General features: G+C 54.4%; 20 protein-coding genes. 10 read left to right on the top strand and 10 right to left on the bottom strand.

The window, feature by feature from the left end; all coding sequences use genetic code 11:
• Positions 1 to 69: 69 nt before the first annotated feature.
• On the bottom strand, positions 70 to 552 hold the full coding sequence (gene smpB / locus ACMGGQ_RS15730) for an SsrA-binding protein SmpB (RefSeq protein ID WP_024908331.1): 483 nt from the start codon (positions 550 to 552) through the stop codon (positions 70 to 72).
• A 156-nt stretch (positions 553 to 708) separates the two neighbouring features.
• Here smpB and ACMGGQ_RS15725 point away from each other — a divergent pair, with 156 nt between their 5' ends.
• A complete protein-coding gene (locus tag ACMGGQ_RS15725; protein ID WP_014832955.1) occupies positions 709 to 1146 on the top strand; it encodes a type II toxin-antitoxin system RatA family toxin in 438 nt (145 codons plus the stop codon).
• On the top strand, positions 1136 to 1423 hold the full coding sequence (locus ACMGGQ_RS15720) for an RnfH family protein (RefSeq protein WP_008502503.1): 288 nt from the start codon (positions 1136 to 1138) through the stop codon (positions 1421 to 1423). Before ACMGGQ_RS15725 ends, ACMGGQ_RS15720 begins: the two co-directional genes overlap by 11 nt.
• A gap of 104 nt (positions 1424 to 1527) precedes the next feature.
• Here the strand turns inward: ACMGGQ_RS15720 and bamE are convergent, their stop codons facing one another.
• The 3 genes from bamE to nadK all read right to left on the bottom strand — a co-directional run bounded on the left by bamE (position 1528) and on the right by nadK (position 4630).
• Positions 1528 to 1866 carry an outer membrane protein assembly factor BamE gene (gene bamE, locus ACMGGQ_RS15715; RefSeq protein ID WP_008502502.1) on the bottom strand — a complete coding sequence of 113 codons (339 nt, stop codon included), beginning with the start codon at positions 1864 to 1866 and terminating at the stop codon, positions 1528 to 1530.
• 138 nt (positions 1867 to 2004) lie between these two features.
• A complete protein-coding gene (gene recN / locus ACMGGQ_RS15710) occupies positions 2005 to 3666 on the bottom strand; it encodes a DNA repair protein RecN (RefSeq protein WP_048029282.1) in 1662 nt (553 codons plus the stop codon).
• An 85-nt stretch (positions 3667 to 3751) separates the two neighbouring features.
• A complete protein-coding gene (gene nadK / locus ACMGGQ_RS15705) occupies positions 3752 to 4630 on the bottom strand; it encodes an NAD(+) kinase (RefSeq protein ID WP_008502500.1) in 879 nt (292 codons plus the stop codon).
• Between the two features lie 122 nt (positions 4631 to 4752).
• Between nadK and grpE the strand changes: the two genes are divergently transcribed.
• Complete coding sequence (gene grpE, locus ACMGGQ_RS15700; protein WP_053076389.1) at positions 4753 to 5346, top strand: nucleotide exchange factor GrpE; 594 nt, start codon at positions 4753 to 4755, stop codon at positions 5344 to 5346.
• Between the two features lie 52 nt (positions 5347 to 5398).
• On the opposite strand, the gene ACMGGQ_RS15695 is transcribed toward grpE, so the two are convergent.
• Together ACMGGQ_RS15695 and ACMGGQ_RS15690 are read right to left on the bottom strand one after the other, a co-directional pair.
• Positions 5399 to 6685 carry an HlyC/CorC family transporter gene (locus ACMGGQ_RS15695; RefSeq protein ID WP_045909263.1) on the bottom strand — a complete coding sequence of 429 codons (1287 nt, stop codon included), beginning with the start codon at positions 6683 to 6685 and terminating at the stop codon, positions 5399 to 5401.
• An 18-nt stretch (positions 6686 to 6703) separates the two neighbouring features.
• On the bottom strand, positions 6704 to 7495 hold the full coding sequence (locus ACMGGQ_RS15690; RefSeq protein ID WP_014884879.1) for a cytochrome C assembly family protein: 792 nt from the start codon (positions 7493 to 7495) through the stop codon (positions 6704 to 6706).
• 166 nt (positions 7496 to 7661) lie between these two features.
• Here ACMGGQ_RS15690 and ffh point away from each other — a divergent pair, with 166 nt between their 5' ends.
• The 7 genes from ffh to ACMGGQ_RS15655 all read left to right on the top strand — a co-directional run bounded on the left by ffh (position 7662) and on the right by ACMGGQ_RS15655 (position 13078).
• Entirely contained in the window at positions 7662 to 9023 is a 1362-nt protein-coding gene (ffh, locus tag ACMGGQ_RS15685; protein ID WP_014884878.1) for a signal recognition particle protein, read from the top strand.
• A 116-nt stretch (positions 9024 to 9139) separates the two neighbouring features.
• Positions 9140 to 9388, top strand: coding sequence for a 30S ribosomal protein S16 (rpsP, locus tag ACMGGQ_RS15680; protein ID WP_003863133.1), 249 nt, complete (start codon positions 9140 to 9142; stop codon positions 9386 to 9388).
• A 15-nt stretch (positions 9389 to 9403) separates the two neighbouring features.
• Complete coding sequence (gene rimM / locus ACMGGQ_RS15675; protein ID WP_032640972.1) at positions 9404 to 9943, top strand: ribosome maturation factor RimM; 540 nt, start codon at positions 9404 to 9406, stop codon at positions 9941 to 9943.
• Positions 9944 to 9974: 31 nt separating this feature from the next.
• Complete coding sequence (trmD, locus tag ACMGGQ_RS15670; RefSeq protein ID WP_008502493.1) at positions 9975 to 10742, top strand: tRNA (guanosine(37)-N1)-methyltransferase TrmD; 768 nt, start codon at positions 9975 to 9977, stop codon at positions 10740 to 10742.
• 43 nt (positions 10743 to 10785) lie between these two features.
• The gene (gene rplS / locus ACMGGQ_RS15665) at positions 10786 to 11133 is read left to right on the top strand and encodes a 50S ribosomal protein L19 (RefSeq protein WP_002914145.1); all 348 of its coding nucleotides are present in this window, start codon (positions 10786 to 10788) and stop codon (positions 11131 to 11133) included.
• A gap of 132 nt (positions 11134 to 11265) precedes the next feature.
• Complete coding sequence (locus tag ACMGGQ_RS15660) at positions 11266 to 11670, top strand: DUF2946 domain-containing protein (RefSeq protein WP_111967696.1); 405 nt, start codon at positions 11266 to 11268, stop codon at positions 11668 to 11670.
• A 37-nt stretch (positions 11671 to 11707) separates the two neighbouring features.
• Positions 11708 to 13078: a PepSY-associated TM helix domain-containing protein gene (locus ACMGGQ_RS15655; RefSeq protein ID WP_420290254.1), complete on the top strand. Its 1371-nt coding sequence runs from the start codon at positions 11708 to 11710 to the stop codon at positions 13076 to 13078.
• Positions 13079 to 13080: 2 nt separating this feature from the next.
• Here the strand turns inward: ACMGGQ_RS15655 and ACMGGQ_RS15650 are convergent, their stop codons facing one another.
• The 4 genes from ACMGGQ_RS15650 to ACMGGQ_RS15635 all read right to left on the bottom strand — a co-directional run bounded on the left by ACMGGQ_RS15650 (position 13081) and on the right by ACMGGQ_RS15635 (position 15856).
• Positions 13081 to 13566 carry an OmpA family protein gene (locus ACMGGQ_RS15650; RefSeq protein WP_420290253.1) on the bottom strand — a complete coding sequence of 162 codons (486 nt, stop codon included), beginning with the start codon at positions 13564 to 13566 and terminating at the stop codon, positions 13081 to 13083.
• A gap of 12 nt (positions 13567 to 13578) precedes the next feature.
• Positions 13579 to 14799: a diguanylate cyclase DgcN gene (dgcN, locus tag ACMGGQ_RS15645; RefSeq protein ID WP_045909259.1), complete on the bottom strand. Its 1221-nt coding sequence runs from the start codon at positions 14797 to 14799 to the stop codon at positions 13579 to 13581.
• Complete coding sequence (locus ACMGGQ_RS15640; RefSeq protein ID WP_198925595.1) at positions 14792 to 15343, bottom strand: YfiR family protein; 552 nt, start codon at positions 15341 to 15343, stop codon at positions 14792 to 14794. Before ACMGGQ_RS15640 ends, dgcN begins: the two co-directional genes overlap by 8 nt.
• Before the next feature lie 138 nt (positions 15344 to 15481).
• Positions 15482 to 15856, bottom strand: coding sequence for a DUF2799 domain-containing protein (locus ACMGGQ_RS15635; protein WP_045909257.1), 375 nt, complete (start codon positions 15854 to 15856; stop codon positions 15482 to 15484).
• Positions 15857 to 16051 lie beyond the last annotated feature (195 nt).

Genomic DNA, 16051 nt, shown 5'->3' with positions numbered 1-16051 from the left:
ACCAGATTTCACTTCCTGGATACCAGCCCGGAACGCTAACTTATTGAATAGTACAATAAGTGTGCAGAATCAACGTCCTGCGTTTTTCATGATGCGCGCTTTGTCCAACTGCCATTCGCGCTCTTTCAGGTCAGTACGCTTGTCGTGCTGTTTTTTACCCTTCGCGACACCAATTTTCACTTTGCACCAGGCGTTTTTCCAGTACAGCGACAGGGCGACCACGGTGAAACCTTCGCGGTTGATACGTCCGTAGAGGGATTCCAGCTCACGCTTGTTCAGCAGCAATTTGCGCGTGCGCGTTGGGTCACACACGTAGTGTGAAGAGGCGACGGTCAGCGGCGTAAAGTTCGCGCCGAACAGGAAGGCTTCGCCATCTTTCAGGATCACGTAGCTATCGCCGATGTTGGCTTTCCCGGCGCGCAGCGATTTTACTTCCCAGCCCTGCAACGCAAGGCCAGCTTCGAATTCTTCTTCAATGAAATACTCGTGGCGAGCACGCTTGTTGAGCGCAATGGTCGCCGAGCCTGGTTTATGTGCTTTTTTCTTCGTCATAAGTGTCGTAAAGCCGTCGGTAATCTGATTTCAAAAAGTCACCTCATTGCGTCCTGTGAGGTCTAACGCGCTATCTTAGCACGAGATGAGGCTTAGCGTTTTTTTAACAGGTGATAAATGTTATTATTTGTCCGTTGTGTGACCATGGGAAATGCTATGCCTCAGATTAGCCGTACTGCGCTTGTGCCTTACAGCGCGGAACAAATGTATCAGTTAGTGAACGATGTTCAGTCTTATCCAGAGTTTATTCCGGGATGCACCGGGAGCCGCGTTCTGGAGTCCGGCCCGACGCAGATGACCGCGGCGGTGGATGTCTCCAAAGCGGGGATCAGCAAGACGTTCACCACCCGTAATACGCTGACGAGCAATCAGAGTATTTTGATGCATCTGGTGGATGGTCCGTTTAAGACCCTGATGGGGGGCTGGAAGTTTACGCCGCTGAGCGCTGACGCCTGCCGCATTGAGTTCCATCTGGACTTCGAGTTCACCAATAAGCTGATTGAGCTGGCGTTTGGCCGCATCTTTAAAGAGCTGGCATCGAATATGGTTCAGGCGTTCACCACCCGCGCCAAAGAGGTTTACAGTGTCGCATAAGATTGCTGTAGAAGTGGTGTACGCGCTGCCGGAGAAGCAGTATCTGCAGCGCGTGACGCTGGAAGAGGGGGCGACCGTTGAGGCGGCTATCCGTGCTTCCGGCATCCTCGAGCTTCGCAGCGATATCGACCTGGCGAAGAATAAGGTCGGGATTTACAGCCGTCCGGTGAAGCTCGGCGATGTGCTGAAAGAGGGCGACCGGGTGGAGATTTATCGTCCGCTGATAGCCGACCCGAAAGAGCTGCGTCGTCAGCGTGCGGAGAAGGCCAGTAAGTAGCGCTTTCTTCCCCTCACCCTGACCCTCTCCCCAAAGGGGCGAGGGGATCAACACAAAACAAAAAAGGTGCTCAATGAGCACCTTTTTGCATTTCTGACACCGGATTATTTGGTCAGGGCAGGCTTGTTGTCGATGTTGGTCAACACACCGGCGCTGCTGAAGGTCAGCGTCAGGGTCTGCTGGGTCGCATCTTCATGGCCCGGCTTCTGACGGAATACATAGAACCAGGTGTTAGTGCCGAACGGATCGGACATCATCGGGGTTCCCAGTGCATAAGCGACCTGCTGTTGTGTCATCCCCACGCGGATTTTGGACACATCGTTAGGGGTAAGGTAGTTCCCCTGGTTGATGTCAGGACGGTAAACCACTTTCTCCAGAGTGGAACAGCCTGCGGTCAACATCAGAAGAACCGCTGCGGCAGCGGTCAGCATTTTACAACGCATAGTGATTTGATTCCTTTTCGGGCCCGAGCAGAACGCGGCTCATATGTAATATGCCGATGATAATAGACCTTGCCCCACTTTGAAACCGGTCTGGCGGCGTTTTTGTTGTTCTGTATGACCCTGAGATCCCGAAAAAGTTTATGCCGCCAGCAGTTCTTTCGCGTTCGCGAGCGTGTTACGCGTGACTTCGCTGCCGCCGAGCAGGCGTGCCAGCTCCTGTAGACGCGCACGTTTATCTAGCGGCTTCATGTGCGTTTCGGTCATTTCACCGTCGGTTTCTTTGCTGACGATAAAGTGATGATGACCGCAGCCCGCGACCTGCGGCAGGTGGGTGACACACATCACCTGCGTTGATTCGCCGAGCTGGCGCAGCAGTTTACCTACTACCGCCGCCGTCGGGCCGCTGATGCCGACATCCACTTCATCGAAAATCAGCGCCGGGGTGTCCATTTTACGCGCGGTGATCACCTGAATCGCCAGCGCAATACGTGACAGTTCACCGCCTGAGGCCACTTTGGAAATCGCCTGCAGCGGCTGCCCCGGGTTGGTGGTGACGCGGAATTCGATGCGATCCGCACCTTCCGCCGTCAGGTGATTCTCTTCAAAGCGAACGTCAATGGTGAAGACGCCATGCGGCATCGCCAGCGTGTGCATGCTGTCGGTAATGTGCTGGCTTAACTCCTGAGCATAGTGCTGACGAATTTCATGCAGCTTTTGCGCTGTCGCCAGCGCCTGTTCATGGTGCAGGCTCACCGCCAGAGAGAGGGTTTCCAGCGAGTCAGCCTGATCGTCAAGCTGCTGCTGCTCGTCCAGCAGAGACTGATAGTAGCCCGGCAGCTCTTCCGGCGTAACGTGGTGCTTGCGCGCCAGCGAGATCTGACGGGAGATACGCTGTTCCAGCTCAAACAGACGGTTCGGGTCGAGATCCAGACGCTCACAGTAGTGGCGCAGTTCGTCACCGGCTTCAGAGATCTGAATGGCCGCCTCTTCCAGCATATCCAGGACGCCAGACAGTTTGCTGTCCATGCCGACCAGTTCGGTAAGCAGCTGACGGACGTTATACAGCTGGCTCTGCAGGTTCACGTCTTCGCCATCCGCCAGCAGGTTGAGCGCATTCTGGCTGGTTGAGAGCAGATGCCCGCTGTTCGCCAGGCGCTTGTACTCTTCGTCGATTTGCTCAAACTCACCCGCCTGCGGGTTAAATTCGTTCAGCTCTTTGAGCTGGTATTCCAGCAGCTCCGCACGGGCGGCGCGCTCCTGGCTTTGCTGCTGGTGCTGAGCGAGCTCGCGGCAGCTCTGATGCCACTGGCGATAGTGCTCCGCCATAAGCTGAGTAAGCGCGTACTCACCCGCATAGCCATCCAGCAGCGCTTTCTGCTGTTCGGGTTTAACGAGTTGCTGATGCGCGTGCTGGCCGTGGATCTGGATAAGCAGCTGGCCGAGTTCACGAAGCTGGGAGAGCGGGACCGCCGTGCCGTTGATAAAGCCGCGTGAGCGACCGTCGCTGCTGATCACACGGCGAAGTAAACACTCACGTCCATCTTCAAGCTGGTTCTGCTCCAGCCAGCGCTGAGCTGCAGGGGTGTCTTTCAGGGAGAAGCGGGCGCACAGGTCGGCACGGTTTGCGCCCATGCGCACCATGTCGCCCTCGGCGCGGCCGCCAAGGCACAAGCCGAGGGCATCAATGGCAATGGATTTACCCGCACCGGTTTCCCCGGTGATCGCCGTCATGCCGCTGTGGAAATCGATCTCAAGCTCACGAACAATGGCAAAGTTGCTGATGGTCAGTTGTGCCAGCATAATTGTTTTCCTGTATGAAAAACCATAACTGTGTTTTCATACAGTATAAACTGGTTTTATATACAGTAAAGTCCTGGATGCAAAATCAGAACAATTTTTTTGACCAGCCAAGCTTCGAGCTTAATGTATTGAAATAGCTGTAATCTTTCGGATGAATCAAATTCAGGTGGTAATCACACCGGCGAATAAGCACATCTTCACCTTCCTGGATCGGCAGCGCAATCTGGCTGTCGCAGCTGATCTCCAGGTCGTTACGGCGGTGCGAGAAGCGCAGACGGATCGTGCTGTCGCCGTTGATCACCAGCGGGCGGGCGGAGAGCGTGTGCGGGAACATCGGCACCAGGGTAATGGCGTCCAGAGAGGGGGTCAGGATTGGGCCGCCGGCAGACAGCGAGTAGGCGGTTGAGCCGGTCGGTGTCGAGATAATCAGCCCATCAGAACGCTGGGAGAAGGCAAAGATTTCGTCGATATAGACTTCGAACTCAATCATGTGCGCCACTTTTCCGGGGTGAAGAACTACCTCGTTAATCGCGGTGCTGATGCGCTTCTGGCAGTCCTGCTGGCACACCTGCGCTTCCAGTAAAAAACGTTTTTCGCTGATATAATGGCCTTCCAGCACGTCTGCCAGCTGCTGCTGCGCATTGTCCGGGTCGAGGTCGGTTAAAAAACCGAGATTGCCACGGTTGATACCGATGACCTTGATGTCATAACGCGCCAGCGTGCGGGCCGCGCCGAGCATGTTGCCGTCACCGCCCACCACCACGGCGAGATCGGCCTGTTGGCCAATTTCCGCCAGCGTGCCGGTTTTGACGCTCTTCAGCTGCAGCTCCTGGGCAATCTGCTGCTCGACCATCACTTCATAGCCTTTGCTACACAACCAGCGATACAACATTTCATGTGTCGTTAGTGCGGTAGGGTGACGCGGATGCCCGACGATCCCAATACACCTGAAATGATTATTCATTTTCTGGAGGTCCTTGTGCCTGATGAATGATGACAATCTGTCTTGTTCCCTTGAATCCCGGAAACTGATCCCCATAATAAGCGAAGTTAGCGAGATGAATGCAGAAAAACGCGGAGAAATTCATGAGTAGTAAAGAACAGAAAACGCCTGAGGGGCAAGCCCCTGAAGAAATTATCACGGAACAGCACGATGAAGTTGAGGCTGTAGAGCCAGACGCATCTGCTGAGCAGGTGGACCCGCGCGATGAAAAAATTGCGAATCTGGAAGCCCAGCTGGTAGAAGCACAGAATCGCGAACGCGACAGTCTTCTGCGCATCAAGGCGGAAATGGAAAACCTGCGTCGCCGTACCGAGCAGGACGTTGAGAAGGCGCATAAATTTGCGCTGGAGAAATTCGTCAACGAACTTCTGCCGGTGATCGATAGCCTCGATCGTGCGCTGGAAGTGGCTGACAAAGCGAATCCGGACAACGCCGCAATGATCGAAGGTATCGAACTGACGCTGAAATCCATGCTCGACGTGGTGCGTAAGTTTGGCGTGGAAGTGATTGCCGATACCGACGTTCCGCTGGATCCAAACGTTCACCAGGCGATTGCAATGGTTGAATCTGAAGAGATTGAAGCCGGTAAAGTGCTGGGCGTAATGCAGAAAGGTTACACCCTGAACGGCCGTACCATTCGCGCGGCGATGGTAACCGTGGCGAAAGCGAAAGCGTAATTCGCTATCCGTAGTGCCGGGTAGCGGCGTTCGCCTTACCCGGCCTATAACCTTACTCCGCGATACTTTCGCGCAGGGGTTTAACGGGCAGGACTTTCACCTGCTTGATCATATTGTCCTGCACGTCCAGGATATCAATATCGTACTGCTCAATGCGCACCCGCGTGCCCGCGGCCGGGATCTCTTCCAGCGCTTCCAGAATCATCCCGTTAATGGTGCGAGCCTCATCTTCCGGCAAATGCCAGTTAAAGGCTTTGTTGAGTTCACGAATGTTTGCGCTTCCGTCAATCAGCACCGAGCCATCGTTTTGCGGGGTGACCTCTTCCGCGAGGGAAGGAGACATTGAGGTGGTAAAGTCCCCGACAATCTCTTCCAGAATATCTTCGACCGTCACCAGCCCCTGGATATCGCCGTACTCGTTGACCACCAGGCCGACCTTCTTCTTGTTGCGCTGGAATTTCACCAGCTGCGTGCTGAGCGGCGTTCCTTCCGGCACGTAGTAAATCTCGTCGGCGGCGCGCAGCATCACCTCTTTGGTGAACTCTTTTTTCTCGGTCATCAGACGGTAGGCTTCGCGCACGCGCAGCATGCTGATGGCGTCATCCAGCGAGTCGCGGTACAGCACAATGCGCCCGTGCGGGGAGTGCGTCAGCTGGCGAACGATGGCTTTCCAGTCGTCATTAATGTCGATACCGACGATTTCGTTACGCGGCACCATGATGTCGTTCACGCTCACCTTTTCCAGATCCAGCACCGACAGGAGCATGTCCTGATTGCGCCGGGAAATCTGCGAGCGGGATTCATTCACGATGGTGCGCAGCTCCTCTTTGCTGAGTGCGCTGCTGATGGTGACGTCGGCTTTGATTCCCACCATCCGCATCAGGACGCGCGTCACCATGTTCAGCAGCCAGACCAGCGGCATCATCAGGATCTGCAGCGGTGCCAGCAGGAAGCTGCTCGGGTAGGCGACCTTCTCCGGGTAAAGCGCGGCGATGGTTTTCGGCAGCACTTCGGCAAACACCAGCACCACGAACGTCAGCACGCCGGTGGCAATCGCCACCCCGGCGTTACCGTACAGGCGCATCCCGACGATGGTGCCGAGGGCGGAGGCCAGAATGTTGACGAGGTTGTTGCCGATGAGCACCAGGCTTATCAGGCGATCCGGCTTGCGGAGCAGCTTTTCAACGCGACGGGCGGCGCGGTTACCCTGTTTAGCACGATGCCGTAACCGGTAGCGGTTTAAGGTCATCATGCCGGTTTCCGAGCCGGAGAAATAGGCGGAGATGACCACCATGACGATCAGCGTAACGATCAGCGTGGTGGTAGAGATGTGTTCCAGGGGGAACTCCTTTGTTTCTTAGCCAGCAAATTGCTGTATGAAGCGGCTGCCAAAATAGGCAAGGGTGAGAATGCCCGCACCCGCGACGTTGAACCAGACCACGCGACGACCGCGCCAGCCTTCATGATAATGGCCCCATAACAGGACAATATAGACAAACCACGCGATGATGGAGAGCACTGCTTTATCGATATTCTCCACGCTGAACAGGTTCTTCATGTAAAACAGGCCCGTGCAGAGCGTGAGCGTCAGCAGCACCACCCCCACCTGGGTGATATGGAACATCTTACGCTCAATGACCATCAGCGGCGGCATTTCATGGTTAAAGGCCAGCTTTTTGTTTTTCAGCTGGTAGTCAATCCAGGCGAGCTGCATGGCGTAAAGCGCGGCGATAATCAGCGTCGCGTAGGCAAAGAGCGAAAGGCCGATATGCACCAGCATCCCCGGCGTCGCCTCCAGATGCGTAATGAACTCATTAGGCATAAAGGTGGCGAGGGCCAGATTGATCAGCGCGAAGGTGTAGACAATCGGCAGCAGTAGCCAGCCGCGATTTTTAGACGCGACGATGGTCATTACCGTACAGATCATCAGGCTGACCAGCGAGCCGACGTTGAGGACGCTCAGGTTTTGCACGCTGCCGTCGCCGGGGATGATGCGTGATTCCAGCGCAAAGGCGTGGCTAATCAGTGCGATGACCGCAGAAAGAATAGCCATGCGCCGCCAGCCGCTGTTTTTTTGCAGCAGTCCGGGAACGATCAGCGCGAGGCTGACAGAGTAGGCAACAAGGGCGATCAGTGCGAAAACAGGCATATAGGCATCGACAGTTGTCTTAATAAGAAAGAGAAGCAGTATAACGTTACATGACGCCTGCTCCAACCGTTGCATAACAACAAAGGCGCCTTCATGTTATACTCCGGCAAAATTCTGTGTATGTGTCGCTCATGGCGGCCCAACGTTTCTACTCAGGCGAGAGACAATGTTTGATAATTTAACCGATCGTTTGTCGCGCACGCTGCGCAACATCAGCGGCCGCGGACGCCTTACTGAAGAGAATATCAAGGAAACGCTGCGCGAAGTGCGCATGGCGCTGCTGGAAGCAGACGTCGCGTTGCCGGTTGTTCGTGATTTTATCAACCGCGTAAAAGAGAAGGCGGTTGGTCATGAAGTTAACAAGAGCCTGACCCCGGGTCAGGAGTTCGTCAAAATCGTTCGTAATGAACTGGTTTCGGCGATGGGCGAAGAGAACCAGGTGCTTAACCTGGCCGCTCAGCCACCGGCCGTGGTGCTGATGGCGGGCCTGCAGGGTGCGGGTAAAACCACCAGCGTCGGTAAGCTGGGTAAATTCCTGCGAGAAAAGCACAAGAAAAAAGTGCTGGTGGTCTCTGCGGACGTCTATCGCCCGGCGGCGATCAAGCAGCTGGAAACCCTGGCAGAGCAGGTTGGCGTGGATTTCTTCCCGTCCGACGTGGCGCAGAAGCCTGTCGACATCGTTAACGCCGCGCTGAAAGAGGCGAAGCTGAAATTCTACGACGTGCTGCTGGTGGATACCGCCGGTCGTCTGCACGTTGACGAAGCGATGATGGACGAGATCAAGCAGGTACATGCCTCTATCAACCCGGTAGAGACCCTGTTTGTTGTCGACGCCATGACCGGTCAGGATGCGGCGAATACCGCGAAAGCGTTTAACGAAGCGCTGCCGTTAACCGGCGTGGTGCTGACCAAAGTGGACGGTGACGCCCGCGGCGGTGCGGCCCTCTCCATTCGTCATATCACCGGTAAGCCGATCAAATTCCTCGGCGTGGGCGAGAAAACCGAAGCGCTGGAGCCGTTCCACCCGGATCGTATTGCCTCTCGTATTCTCGGCATGGGCGATGTGCTGTCGCTGATCGAAGATATCGAGAGCAAGGTTGACCGCGCGCAGGCCGAGAAGCTGGCCAGCAAGCTGAAAAAAGGCGACGGTTTCGATCTCACCGACTTCCTTGAGCAGTTGCGTCAGATGAAAAATATGGGCGGCATGGCCAGCCTGATGGGCAAACTGCCGGGCATGGGCCAGATCCCTGACAACGTGAAAGCGCAGATGGATGACAAGGTGCTGGTGCGTATGGAGGCGATCATCAACTCGATGACGCTGAAAGAACGTGCTAACCCAGACATCATCAAGGGTTCCCGTAAACGCCGTATTGCAGCCGGTTGCGGCATGCAGGTGCAGGACGTTAACCGCCTTCTGAAACAGTTCGACGACATGCAGCGCATGATGAAGAAAATGAAGAAAGGCGGCATGGCGAAGATGATGCGCGGCATGAAAGGGATGATGCCTCCCGGTTTTCCTGGGCGTTAATCGCTTTTGAGATTGCTTTTTGCCCGAAAATGAGTAAAATTTTCGGGCTTTTAATATGACACCCGGGCTCCGTTCCTCGATGGGGCCCGGTTGTTTTATTCACACAAGAGGATGTTATGGTAACTATTCGTTTAGCACGTCACGGCGCTAAAAAGCGTCCGTTCTACCAGGTTGTTGTGACTGACAGCCGTAATGCACGCAACGGTCGCTTCATCGAGCGCGTTGGTTTCTTCAACCCACTGGCCGCTGGCGCAGAAGAAGAAACTCGTCTGGATCTGGATCGTATCGCTCACTGGGTTGGCCAGGGCGCTACTGTTTCCGATCGCGTTGCTACGCTGATCAAAGCAGCAAACAAAGCAGCTTAATCTGTCACGGTGGTCATGATGAGCAATAAAGCACCTGTTGAACCGATCGTATTGGGAAAAATGGGTTCTTGCTACGGTATCCGTGGTTGGCTCAGAGTGTTTTCCTCCACTGAAGACGCTGATAGCATTTTTGATTACCAGCCCTGGTTTATCCAGAAAGGCGGTAAGTGGGAAGAGGTCGAGCTGGAAAGCTGGCGTCACCACAATCAGGACATCATCATCAAGCTGAAAGGCATTGACGATCGTGATGCCGCGAATGCGCTGACTAATTGTGAAATTGTCGTGGATTCGTCGCAGTTGCCACAGCTGGAAGAGGGCGACTACTACTGGAAAGACCTTATGGGTTGCCAGGTAGTCACTACCGAAGGCTACAGCCTGGGAAAAGTCATCGATATGATGGAAACCGGGTCAAATGACGTTCTCGTCATTAAGGCAAACCTGAAAGATGCATTTGGCATCAAGGAGCGGTTGGTCCCGTTCCTCGATGGACAGGTTATCAAGAAAGTCGATCTCACTACTCAAACCATTGAAGTAGATTGGGATCCTGGTTTTTAAATTCTCCGGATAAACGGTAAAAGACGGCGCTATGTGGATTGGCATAATTAGCCTGTTTCCTGAAATGTTCCGCGCGATTACCGATTACGGGGTAACTGGCCGGGCAGTAAAGAATGGCCTGCTGAGCATCCAGAGCTGGAGTCCTCGTGACTTTACTCATGACCGGCACCGTACCGTGGACGATCGTCCTTACGGCGGCGGACCGGGGATGCTAATGATGGTGCAACCCTTACGGGACGCCATTCACACAGCAAAAGCCGCGGCAGGTGAAGGCGCAAAGGTGATTTATCTGTCACCTCAGGGACGCAAGCTTGATCAAGCGGGCGTGAGCGAACTGGCGACGAATCAAAAGCTGATTCTGGTCTGTGGGCGCTACGAAGGGATAGATGAGCGCGTAATTCAAACCGAGATTGACGAAGAATGGTCTATCGGCGATTACGTTCTCAGCGGTGGTGAGTTACCGGCAATGACGCTGATTGACTCCGTCGCCCGGTTTATTCCGGGTGTTCTGGGCCATGAAGCTTCGGCAACGGAAGATTCCTTTGCCGATGGATTGCTGGACTGCCCACACTATACTCGTCCTGAAGTGTTAGAAGGGATGGAGGTCCCGGCAGTGTTACTGTCTGGAAACCATGCCGAGATACGTCGCTGGCGTTTGAAGCAGTCGCTGGGCCGAACCTGGCTTAGAAGACCTGAACTTCTGGAAAACCTGGCTCTGACTGAAGAGCAAGCAAAGTTGCTGGCCGAGTTCAAAACTGAACACGCGCAACAGCAGCATGAACATGATGGGAATGCGTAATACGCTCCCGAATATCAGTTTACCCAGGATAAGAGATTAAATTATGAGCAACATTATTAAGCAACTTGAACAAGAGCAGATGAAGCAGGACGTACCTTCCTTCCGTCCAGGTGACACCGTGGAAGTGAAAGTATGGGTTGTTGAAGGTTCCAAAAAACGTCTGCAGGCATTCGAGGGCGTGGTTATCGCTATTCGTAACCGCGGTCTGCACTCTGCATTCACTGTTCGTAAAATTTCCAACGGCGAAGGCGTTGAGCGTGTCTTCCAGACTCACTCTCCGGTAGTTGACAGCATTGCTGTTAAACGTCGTGGTGCTGTACGTAAAGCTAAACTGTACTACCTGCGTGAGCGTACTGGTAAGTCTGCTCGTATTAAAGAGCGTCTGAACTAAGATTCGCTTAAGCGACATCCTGTTAGAAAGGGCTGGCCGAAAGGCTGGCCCTTTTTTTATCCCATCGCACCTCTCGCGTTAACCCTTTCGTCATAAATCATTTACAATGCTTGCCTCTTGAATGGAGGGGACGTGGATAACGTACTGCATCAGCCTGACCGGAAACGCGCAGCGGCATTGACCGCGCTGTTCGCGATCCTGCTGATCGTGGTAGCACCCCTTATCTCCGTTTCGCTGCAGAAAGATCCCATGAGCGCCATGCCGGGCATGCATCATGACATGAGCATGATGTCGATGGACGAGCATCACGGCGATATGCCGCACACGATGCCTGTCGACCATGCGGAAGCGTGCGGCTACTGCGTGCTGTTAGCGCATGTCCCTGGCGTAATGCTGGCGCTCATCGTCCTGCTCAGCGTGGTGCTGCAGAGGCTTCGCATTAAGCCGCCGCGTCAGGCGGTCAACCACTGGCACTTCTTCCCCTGGCTTTACCCTGATACCCGCGCGCCGCCGCGGCAGTCCGCTTTTTCCCAATAAAAATTATCGATAACTTTTTGCCTTAAAAAGGAAAAGTATGACTACCTGCACCTCGCGCGCGGCATGGGGAAACCTGCTGCGTCGCCTTCATTTCTACGTTGGGCTGTTTGTCGGCCCGTTTATCTTCTTTGCCGCGCTGACCGGGACGCTGTATGTGGCGACCCCACAGCTGGAAAACGCACTCTACCGGCACGCGCTCCACGCGGATTCCGTGGGCGAGCCGCAGCCTCTGGCGGAACAAATCGCCGTGGCGGAAAAAACCGTTGGATCAGATTTACGTTTGCACGCCGTTCGTCCGGGGCTGGCGGAAGGGGAAACCACCCGCGTGATGTTCACTGACCCGAAACTTGGGCCATCGGAGAACCGGGCTATCTTTATCGATCCGGTGAGCCTGGCGGTGCTGGGAGATCTGACGGTATACGGCACCAGCGGGATTTTACCCCTGCGTCAGACTATTGATTACCTGCATACGTCCCTGATGCTGGGCGACATTGGGCGCCTCTACAGCGAGCTTGCGGCCTCGTGGATGTGGGTTGCCGCGCTGGGCGGTATTGCCCTGTGGTTTTATACCCGACCCAAACGACGGATCAACAATCGCTTCCAGAACCGGCGTCGGGTGCACGTGACGCTGGGCTGGGTTCTGCTGGGAGGAATGCTGCTGTTCTCCGCAACCGGCCTGACCTGGTCCCAGTGGGCTGGCGGGAACGTGGATAAGCTGCGTGCAGAGATGAACTGGCTCACCCCGCAGGTGAACACGACGCTATCCGGCCAACATGAGGTTATGGATGAACATGCCGAACACCGTGGTCATCACGGCGGAATGGTGATGCCGGAAATGGCGATGGATCTGACGCAGTTTGACGGGGTGTTAAGCGCGGCGCGTCACGCGGGAATTGATGCCAGCAAGCTGGAGATTCGCCCGGCGAAAACGAGGGATCGTGCCTGGACCGTGACGGAAATCGATCGCAGCTGGCCGACCCAGGTGGACGCCGTTGCGGTAGATCCCCATACGATGCAGATCCTGGACAGAACCCGATTCGAGGATTTTCCGTTAATGGCAAAACTGACCCGCTGGGGCGTGGATTTCCATATGGGGATCTTATTCGGCCTGGCAAATCAGCTGCTGCTCGTGGCGTTCGGCCTCGCCCTGTGCGTGCTCATTATCTGGGGATACCGGATGTGGTGGATGCGTCGTCCTGCGCAATCGGCAGTGAGCCCGGTACAGACGCTGTGCCAGAGCTGGCTGGCGCTGTCAGGATGGGGAAGAGGCGTTACGGCGATGGTTAGCCTGCTGCTGGGGCTGTGCTTGCCCGTTATGGGCGTGAGTCTGGCGCTGTTTGTTCTGGTGGACTGGCTGCGCTGGCGAGCGGCAACCAGGCTGACGCTCGCCGATTCATCCGCTAAATAACCCTATGGCGTGCTGATCACCACTGCGACGCGGCGGTTTTCAGCGCGCCCTTGCGGGGAACTGTTGCTCGCAACAGGGTATTTTTGACCTAATCCCCGCGTGGTGAGATTGCTGCGCGGGATATTGGCCCCCTTCGCCCAGGCGTCGGCCACGGCGTTGGCGCGTTTTAACGACAGCGCTTCGTTGTAGCTTTCTTCCCCGTAGTTATCCGTGTGACCGTCCATTCGCGCGTGGTTCAGGCCGGTTTCGGCCAGGCGAGAGGCCATGGACTGGATCTGCGTTTCACTTTCCGGGCGCAGTCGGGCGTCATTTTTATCAAACAGGATGGTGTCCGACATGCCAAGCGACCAGTCACCGTTCAGTTCGTTAAAACCGTAAGACTTCATCGCCGCAATTTGCTCAGGAGTGAATTTGCCTTCCGGCGGCGACTGACAGCCTGCCAGAACCAGTGAGGCCAGTACTAACGGCGCGAAGTAACGTTTTAACATAGTGTATCCTTTCTAACTTATTGTTTTCGTACGCTGGTTTTTAACCTGGTACATATTGCGGTCAGCCCTCTCCAGTAATGCTTCCACGGAAGCATTTTCCCACGCCAGAGCAAAGCCAATGCTGAGTGACATCGATGCTTTTTGTCCGTTATGAAGATCAAACGGACGGATAAACTGCTGCGAAAGCGCAGCACAAATGTGTTGAACCTCAAGCTCAGAGTGAACGCCGTACAGCACCATGGCAAATTCGTCTCCGCCAAGACGGTAAGACTGATGACGTTTGTCGCCAAACTCCATCATCCTGCTGGCGACTTCGATCAGCACGCAGTCTCCTGCCGCGTGTCCCCAGGTGTCGTTAATAAACTTAAAATTATCACCGTCGAGGAAGAGCAGGGCCGAGTTTGTTCTGGCTGAAGGGTCGTTCATTAATGCCGCAATGCTGTTACGAAACGCCGCGCGGTTGGCAAGACCGGTAAGCGGGTCGTGCATGGCGGTCCGCAACAGCTGAGCGTTCTTCGCCTGAAGCTTCAGTTGCCACTCTTCCATTTCGTCCAGAAGACTGTTGAAGTCCTCGCCAAACTGGTGAAATTCTTCGATACGGCCGTCTTTCACCCGACGGGAGAAGTTGCGGTTCGTGCGTACGTCATGCACGACGTCGGTAATGTTCTGCAGGGCCGTGACCATTCCACGATGCAAAGACTGGGTTATGATGAGCGCGACGACGGCGGCAAAGAGAATGCAGCCGGTCAGTACGGCAAACGACGTCCAGATGAAATGGCTGATCAAACTGTCGCGTGCGGTAAGGCGGATTTCGCCGATCGTTAAGCCGTTATGCATGATGGGCTGCGCAACCGGTACGGGGAAAAGCCAGCGACTGACCAGCGCGCCCAGCGTGTCGTTGTTATCCTCCGGGTTCCAGGACCAGTAGGCGAACCGCTTTTTATGCGCGTTAATCACCTCCGCCGCGGCAAACTGCCCCTGTTTGCCCAGGGCGGCAAGCGTTTCGTTGGCCGCCAGCGAGTCGTTGAAAACCAGCGAGGCTTCCAGGCTGTGGCTCATTGTGGCGCCGGTTAATTCGAGATTCTTTTGCGCGTATTGTTTTAACGTCACGACGGAAGCAAAACAGAGCAACAGCCATATTAACGTCATGGTAATAATGACGCTTATCATGCTGTTTCGCCTCAACGTTCTTTTAAACGTCGGACGTGGCGTTGATGTGAAATCTTTATCCATGCTGCTTATTCCGTGCCAGCATTAATACATCCGGATTGACTCTTACGCCACTGCGCGTCAATGCATCCAGGTTGACGGAAAACCGTACCTGGCCGCGATCGATCATCAGGCAAAAGGCACTGCCAATTACACATTCCGGATTTTGCTCTGAGATTAATAGCAACGCTCTGCCCTGATATTGACTTATTAATTCAAGTTGTTTTGCCGGTGATTCAGACCCGAAATATATCGCATCGCACGTCGCGGCCAGGGCTTCCCGATCGTTACGTACAATAACGGGAGTATAGGGTAACTCGTTGTGCCCTTCGTCGCCGCTGAGCGCGTGTGTATAGTGAGAAGTGGCATAGACGCAAAGTCTGGGCTGCCCGGATAGTGACGGCCATCGCGTATAGCTCACAATGCCTGAGACAATCGAACGTACCGATTTATCCGTTTCCGTAAGCGTGCCTGCCGTCGCTGGGCCCACCATAAGGAACAGCATTAACACCAGAGTGAGTCGGAAAAAAGAGATCAAGAATAAATTTCTCACCAGAATCCGCCACATCGCTCCGGAAATAGATGTCCTTAAGAGTTGCGGGCAGAATACCATTGTTTATCAGAGCCGTCATTATGTCAGAAATAGCCTCAGGCCAACCTAAGCTAAATCCTACTGTTGTTTATTTTCCGGTGGTTAAAAGCGGACTTAATTGAGTCTGCTGGAACGCATACCTTCATCCATTCCTTTTTGCCATGACGCACGCAGTTTTGTCGCGTTTTCGACAGTATCGCAACTGGCAGGGAAAGATTTGCCCGCTAATCCCCAGGCGTGAATAAACCCTTCTTCGCAGACTCTCTTCTGACCATCGGCATAGCCGCGAAGATATTCGCTACGATCAACGTGGGTGTCGTTAAAACTATCGGCCAGGGTCTGGTTATCTTTAACCGGCAGGCCATTCATGGCGTCTTCTTTACCGGCATCAAACCAGGATGGACTGGTCCAGTCGGGCTGGAAGGTGTAAGGATTGATCTGGCAGCCCGTTAAAAACAGCGACAACAGCGTGAGAGCAATTGAACGCATAGCCATTCTCCTTTTTTCTTCAGCATAGCCTGGCTTAAGAAAATATGTCTGTAATTTAAAATTTACGTTTTTATCGGCTGATTTTTGCAATAAATCGGCTTCTGTAAACTAATGTGTACACATTTTGGATTGAAATGTTTACTTTTTATGGTATCGTGGTCTCACCTCATTGAGGAAAACAACTATCGCAAACGA

Origin of the sequence: Enterobacter sp. BNK-13 (assembly GCF_048685015.1) — a bacterium.
Classification (GTDB): Bacteria; Pseudomonadota; Gammaproteobacteria; order Enterobacterales; family Enterobacteriaceae; genus Enterobacter; species Enterobacter quasiroggenkampii.
The sequence above is the reverse complement of the archived record's forward strand: the minus strand, read 5'-3'. Positions and strand labels throughout refer to the sequence as shown.